This is a genomic window from Shewanella sp. KJ2020, from assembly GCF_024197625.1.
GTDB lineage: Bacteria > Pseudomonadota > Gammaproteobacteria > Enterobacterales > Shewanellaceae > Shewanella.
In genome coordinates, this window is sequence record NZ_JAKUKD010000002.1 from 350,613 (window position 1) to 357,365 (window position 6,753).

Sequence of the window (6,753 nt, forward strand, 5' to 3'; positions counted from 1 at the left end):
ACACTCTGTGGTTTATAAAAGTGTTGGGAAAAGCACAGATGGCGAAGGTGAGTAATCGATTTTGGTTTATGTTACACGGTTGGGTCTCATTGCCCATCTGGTTACTATTCAGTTTTATCTGCTTAACGGGCACGGTTGCCGTATTAAGCCATGAGTTAACCTGGCTCACCAATCCCGCCGCCCGCGCGCTTAATCCTGACGAATTACCCGCAAAGCCCGTTGATGAATTAATGCTGGCGGTGGAAAAGGCTTATCCCAATGCGCAGGTGATGGGGGCGATGACCTTTGAGCCCTATCTGGTTAATGCGATTACCTTTACGGATACCGATAAGCCCTATGCGATCGCCTATGTGAATCAGTACACGGGGGAGATCCAACAGATCAATGAAGGTTTAACCTTTATCGGTTTTATGCGTTCCCTGCACGGTTGGTTGCTATTCCCTTGGCAGGGTGGCTATAGCCTAGGTTATTACCTAGTGAGTGTGATGTCGTTACTGATGTTGGCCTCACTCGTGACGGGATTAGTGGTTTACAAACGCTTCTGGCGCAGTTTTTTTGCCCCCAAACTGCGACTCACGCAGGGGAAAAAGACCTTGCTCGCCGATTTGCATAAATTGTCGGGTGTCTGGTCCATCTGGTTTATCGCTATTATGAGCGCGACGGGATTATGGTACTTAGTCCAAGCGGTTTTTTGGCATGCCGATATTGATATCGAACCCCATGCGCCCTTGATTGCACAAGAGCAGCTCCCGCTGCAAAGGGAAGGCGAGACACAACTGCCGGAACGTAAGGTGAACTTGGCCGATGCACTTCAGCTTGCTAAGACACGCTTCCCCGATTTTCAACCTAGCTATGTGATGTTGCCTGAGCATCATAGGGATATGTATCACTTGAGTGGCAGTGGCGATCATATTTTTTATGATCAATATTCCTATAGCCTTAGCATCAATCCATGGACGGGGGAAATTGCCAGCGCGTCATCACCCGAAACCATGACGGGTATGCAGACCCTCATGCATATTGCCGATCCGCTGCATTACGGCACCTTAGGCGGAATTTGGACTAAATTCCTGTGGTTTTTCTTTGGATTGGTTTTATCTGGCATGTCGATTACTGGTTTTATGATGTGGGGACTACGCCATGTACGTGCCTTTCAACAATCTGAAACCAAAGACTTAGCTGCTGATATGATAGGAGAGGCTCGCTAATGGCATCATCGGTATTTTGGTTAAAGCATAAATACAAGCTCAGTGGATTGATTTTGATCTTACCTGTGGTGTTTCTCTATCAGTCGCTCAACCCGACATTTCCACCCGCATGGCCGAGCCAGCAGTTAGGTGAATTTAAAATTGCGCCTATGCCCTTAGATGTAAAGGCGCCCTATAAGCACCACGATGAGTATGTTAAAGATTTTATGCTGATTTTTGAGCAAGGAGATATAGCCCATATCCGTCAAGCTTATGCCAATATCGGCCCCGAGGCGTTGCCGCTCGAGAGACTGCAACAAGGGGAAAACGGGGTATTACATGGCAGCAAACATGGCCAACATGTGCATGCGATTACGGGCCCCAAGTTAGTGGCAACGGACAGTTTGTGGGTGTCGATTCAAAATTGGCAGGGCGAATGGTTAGTTAGTCAGTGGCCAGTACCCGAGGCGGTATTAGTTCAGTAATACCGCTAGCAAATTGTTTGCAGTAAAACCGCCCTCAGGTGCAAACTGTGCCTGAGGGTTATTTTTATCAGGTCGGTTTTACTGCATAGGATGTGATATGGAATTTACTGAAACAGAACTCGCGTTAATCGCGGCCGCAAAACAAAAAGTGCAAATGGCGCAGCGGGTGCGGATGGGTGTGATTATTTTGCTTATATTAGGTACGCTTACGCTGCTGGCCGGATTTTGGAGTTACCCTTACGCGATTTATATTGCCTTTGCGCTGGTGGTCTTTGCGGTAGCATTGCCGCAGTTTGGTCAAGGACCAAAATATGAAGAATTGCTTGAGTTATTGCTGGAAAAATCAAGTAGTCCGAAAACTTAAAGTATGAATAGCTAAGGGTTTTTAGCTTAGGTGTGTCTAGTCTGTAAGCCCTTGAGCTTTTAACATCTTACCTATGAATTTTTCTTCTGGGTAAACCTTCTCTTTAAAATGGTTTTATATTTACTAAAAATGCATTCTCTTTGGTGGGTGAGTGAGTGTGTACCTAGCTATAACAGGCTCTATAGGTAGTTTAGATGCTTATAATTCATTACAAATATTTTATATTTTTGTATAGATAGTCTTTTTTGACTCGAAATCATAGAAAATATCACTTGATTTTCTTTACAAAAAACAATAATAAATGAACCCAATGCTCAATCTAACTTTTTAGTTTAAAAGACTAGCAAGGCATGGTTTAGCTGTCTATAGCCACTGATTTCCTAGATACCTTTTAGTTAGATTAGGGTGTCTTGGCGGTTTACTATAGTAACGGTATTTAGGTTGCTCCTTCATTGGAGGATTGTTAACATCAATATCGCGGAAGAACATAAAATGGCTGAGGTATATGATGAGTGAGCTACAACTATGGTCTATCTTAATTATGTTCGTGACACTCGGTTTAGTTATCGCATCCGGAGTGATCTTATACAAAGGGTTCAAGGAATAGCTCTTACTCAACAAAACCGAATCAAGGGCTTTAGTTTCATGTGCTACAGGCAACAAATTGATTTCGTTACACAATAATGTGATTTGCTACTAACCCGGTAAACTTATTGCTCTTATAGGTTGAGCAACCATGCGGTTAACTTTACCAAGTATAATAGCCATCACTGGGAACAGAATGCTGGGTCTCAATGTGTAAAGTAGGCCACCCCTGATAAATCAGACAACCTTATTTTCTTGGATATACTAGCTCTATTCTGGTGCTCGACTCCTTCCTTGTGAGCCCGCTATCTAGCAAATTCAACATTTTGAAAATGTTTTAAAATTAAGGAGGTGAATTGTGAATAATAAAGTTAAAGGAATTCCATTTGCAGAAGTTAAAGCTGCTGCGCTCGCCGATCCTACCGTTCTTGATGCTTACTTGCGTGAACAAGGCGCACTATCAAATCGAGTTGATGTTGAAATGTTTATTACTAAGCTGATGACAGCCTTAAATGACCTTCCTAAAAAGGATATTGAGGTATGTGATTTGGCTAATGAGGTAGGCATAGCTATTGCCTCATTAGCCGGTAGTGAAAAGCATATAGAAAGAGAGTTTCTTAGTGGGATTAAGCACGGCTTTTCAATGGTTAGAGAAGAATGAATTTTGATCGAGAGGTTTTTTAATGGATAAAGCATCGTTGAATGCGTTTTGGGCCCATGGGTTGCCTTGTGTGATCATCTCATCTTGTATGCTAGGTTTTGCCTGGCTTGCGATTCAAGAGTCAGATGTCATCTCATCGATCAACTATCTTGTGACGGCCTCCGTTTCGTTTACTTTTACGACGATAGGCTATTGGGGGTATTGTAAATATTACGCTTCCCAAAAAACACATAGTGTATTATATGCTGTTGTTTACACTATTTTATTTCCATTTCTTTATCTGCCAAATATTTTTATTAGAAGACGCAGATAATTTTGCAATGCAAGTTATGTTGCAAAGTTGTAAAGATGTCGTTTTCTTAGAGGGCACCTTTGATTTGTCCCTTGATCATCTGCAGCGATAATTGTTCCACTTATTCAAGTGTCTTACATATCGCCTAATAATTTCTTCATAAACCTCTACTTTATAAAAAAATTACCTCTGGTCCCAAAACAATTACCCCATAGCCTTTTACGAGCATGAGGGAATTTGTTGAAGAGCCTTGTGGTACTGATTCCTTTCAGTACTCCCATTAGAGGGGCCGCCGGGATTCTGGAAATTTTCGCCAAAACTGATCTAACATAATGAATCTGTTAAATTATATAGTTAATAGATATTTGTAAGATTGCTTCTGGTAAGAACGACGTATGAAACACGATTTGTGGCAAAAATGCATTGAGTAGTATAATTGGGTATTCTCAGATTAATCTTATATGAAACTAAAACGTGCAGTAATAGCTCTATCACTTCGATTAGAATCGATCATTTTTGACTTCAGCGAAAACAATACGTCATCATGGATATACTGCACTTACAATCTGATGTATAAACTTATTGGCTATTTAAATTTCGAGTTTACGTGTGCATAACCATTCAACCATAGCCGGATCTCTGTGAGAAAAGAATGCACTCGTCGCCGTGTCTAATGCCGTGATATTATTCATATCTCTTTCTGAAAGCTCAAAATCCCATATATTTTGGTTTTCTATCATTCTCTCTCTAGTCACTGTTTTTGCAAGAGCGACAATTCCTCTTTGGATAACCCAACGAAGTACGATTTGTCCAATGGTCTTTCCATGTGCCCTAGCAAGATTATCCAATAAGGGATGACTAAACAGATTATTTCGACCTTCGGCAAAAGGTGCCCAAGCTTGCGCTTGAATACCCTTAGATATCATCCAGGGCACAGGCTGCAATTGCTGATTAAAAGGATTGACTTCAATTTGGTTAACCGCGGGTACAATTTTATTGAATGCCATTAAATCGGCTAAACGGTCAGGTGTGAAGTTACTTACCCCAATGGCGCGAATTTTTCCTTCTGTTTGCATTTCTTCCATTGCTCGCCAAGCGCCGTGAACATCGCCGTATGGCTGATGAATTAAATAGAGATCCACATAATCAAGCTGTAAACGTGCTAAGGACCGTGCAAATTGGGCTTTGGCACCTTCATAATTGGTATCTTGCAGCCAAAGCTTGGTGGTAATAAATAACTCTTCACGTGGTACAGAACTCTTTCTAATTGCATTACCCACAGAGGTTTCATTCATGTAAGAGGCTGCGGTATCAAGATGACGATATCCAGCTTCAATTGCATGGGTAACGGCCTGCTCACACTCCTTTGGATCAGCAATTTGAAATACGCCAAAACCTAAAATGGGCATTTCAACTCCATTATTCAAGATAACTTTTTTCATTGATTTATCCTTTATATGGTCAGTGATATTGACCGATGGTTAATTCATTTTTGTCGATGAACAGTGTCAAAAACATCAAAAATTGTTGCGTATTAAGATTTTAGTGGCGCTTCCACATCAGAAAAAACTTGAACAACATCAGGCAAACGTTTGCCTTTGATCTCTATCTTTGCAACAGAGTCATTAAGCTCAGCTAATTCTTGAACACTAAATTTAACTGTAGTTGCTGCCACATTCTGCAACATATGATCTTTGCTGGTCGTGCCAGGAATAGGAACAATCCACTCTTTTTGCGCCAATAACCAAGCCAAAGCAATTTGAGCCGGAGCGGCATTTTTTTGGTGTGCCCAATGCATAATCAACTCCACTAATGCCATGTTATCGGCTAGATTTTCTGGTGAAAACCGTGATTCTGTACTTCTAAAATCCCCCTGTGCAAAGCGGGTATTTCTATCTATCCAACCAGTAAGAAACTGCACCCCAAGTGGACTCCAGGGCACAAATCCTATGCCTAACTCTTCACAGGTTGGTAGCACTGACTGCTCAGGCCCACGCCATAACATAGAATATTCGCTTTGGACCGCTGTCACTGGCAGTTCTTTGTGAGCTCGTCGCAATGTTTGTAACCCCATTTCAGATAATCCCCAATGCAACACCTTACCTTCATCCATCAGGCGTTTCACCGCACCCGCAACATCCTCAATCGGCACATTCGGATCAACTCGGTGTTGGTAGAGCAAATCAATACGATCGGTTTTTAATCGTCTAAGCATGCCTTCAACCACAGTTTTAATGTGTTCAGGACGGCTGTTTAAGCCAGGTAAGCGAGCACCTGTTTCTTGGTCAATATTCCAACCAAACTTAGTGGCAATCACGATATCATCTCGAAATGGTGCCACCCCGTCCCCTAGAATACGCTCGACTTCCAGAGGGCCGTAGGCTTCTGCTGCATCGAAAAATCGTACACCATGTTCAAATGCAGAACGGATAACATTTATCATTTCTGGTCGGTATGGTACTGACGTATCGTACTTTCGGCTCATATTTTGTACACCAAGCCCAATAGCAGAGACAGGCAACTTGCCAAGAAAACGTGTAGGCAAATTAGCAATCGATACATCACTGCTTTTGATGGCTGAACCAGCGAAGGCAGAAGAACTCACCATTGACGAGGCAGCTAAAGCCGCTCCGGTAAGAAGAAACTCTCTACGATTTTGCATACTTTTACTCCTAATCTATTGGTTGATCGACTCTGACTGTTCACTACTTACAAGTTCCATCCATGAGACTGTTTCACCATTTTCTGGTGTAGAAATGGCGATATGTGACATTGATGAATCAGGTGTTGAACCATGCCAATGCCGAGCATTAGGTGGGATAGTGATGACATTACCTGGAAGCATTTGTTTCACATCAGCGCCTTCTGTCTGTATCAACCCTTTACCCGAAATAATGATGAGTGTTTGTCCGTTGGGATGAGTATGCCAAGCTGTACGGGCATTTGGCTCAAACTCAACCATGGCACCGCTATAATGTGAGGCAACCGGTGATGTAAAACGAGATGTCACTTCTACTTTGCCGCTGAATTTATCTGTAGCACCTAAAATAACTATCTAGCGTCAATTATCTTGGCCGGTTTTCCGACAATTATCTTGGCCGGTTGATACCGAATTTTAATCGCCCTTACTCAGGGCCGTTTTACGACGATAACTTTCACCTTCGCAGTGAATAATCGTT

The 6,753-nt window shown here is 42.3% G+C and carries 7 protein-coding genes and 1 pseudogene; 4 read left to right on the plus strand and 4 right to left on the minus strand.

The features are described 5' to 3' along the window. Positions 1-38 precede the first annotated feature (38 nt). The 4 genes from MJO46_RS01795 (at position 39) to MJO46_RS01810 (ending at position 3,282) form a co-directional block, all read left to right on the plus strand. Positions 39-1,208, plus strand: a complete 1,170-nt coding sequence (locus tag MJO46_RS01795; RefSeq protein WP_253987845.1) for a PepSY domain-containing protein — start codon at positions 39-41, stop codon at positions 1,206-1,208. Beyond that, the gene (locus MJO46_RS01800; RefSeq protein ID WP_253987846.1) at positions 1,208-1,672 is read left to right on the plus strand and encodes a hypothetical protein; all 465 of its coding nucleotides are present in this window, start codon (positions 1,208-1,210) and stop codon (positions 1,670-1,672) included. The genes MJO46_RS01795 and MJO46_RS01800 overlap by 1 nt, the downstream gene beginning before the upstream one ends. A 97-nt stretch (positions 1,673-1,769) precedes the next feature. Then, positions 1,770-2,036 carry a hypothetical protein gene (locus tag MJO46_RS01805; protein ID WP_253987847.1) on the plus strand — a complete coding sequence of 89 codons (267 nt, stop codon included), beginning with the start codon at positions 1,770-1,772 and terminating at the stop codon, positions 2,034-2,036. A gap of 943 nt (positions 2,037-2,979) precedes the next feature. Next, entirely contained in the window at positions 2,980-3,282 is a 303-nt protein-coding gene (locus tag MJO46_RS01810; RefSeq protein WP_253987848.1) for a hypothetical protein, read from the plus strand. A gap of 359 nt (positions 3,283-3,641) precedes the next feature. Here the strand turns inward: MJO46_RS01810 and MJO46_RS01815 are convergent. The 4 genes and pseudogenes from MJO46_RS01815 to MJO46_RS01830 form a co-directional block, all read right to left on the minus strand. After that, positions 3,642-3,864 (minus strand): annotated as a pseudogene (locus MJO46_RS01815) (transposase); the annotation flags it as partial. 300 nt (positions 3,865-4,164) lie between these two features. Next, positions 4,165-5,016 carry an aldo/keto reductase gene (locus tag MJO46_RS01820; RefSeq protein WP_253987849.1) on the minus strand — a complete coding sequence of 284 codons (852 nt, stop codon included), beginning with the start codon at positions 5,014-5,016 and terminating at the stop codon, positions 4,165-4,167. A 92-nt stretch (positions 5,017-5,108) separates the two neighbouring features. Next, a complete protein-coding gene (locus MJO46_RS01825; protein WP_253987850.1) occupies positions 5,109-6,236 on the minus strand; it encodes an aldo/keto reductase in 1,128 nt (375 codons plus the stop codon). 15 nt (positions 6,237-6,251) lie between these two features. Then, entirely contained in the window at positions 6,252-6,584 is a 333-nt protein-coding gene (locus tag MJO46_RS01830; protein ID WP_367880906.1) for a cupin domain-containing protein, read from the minus strand. Positions 6,585-6,753 lie beyond the last annotated feature (169 nt).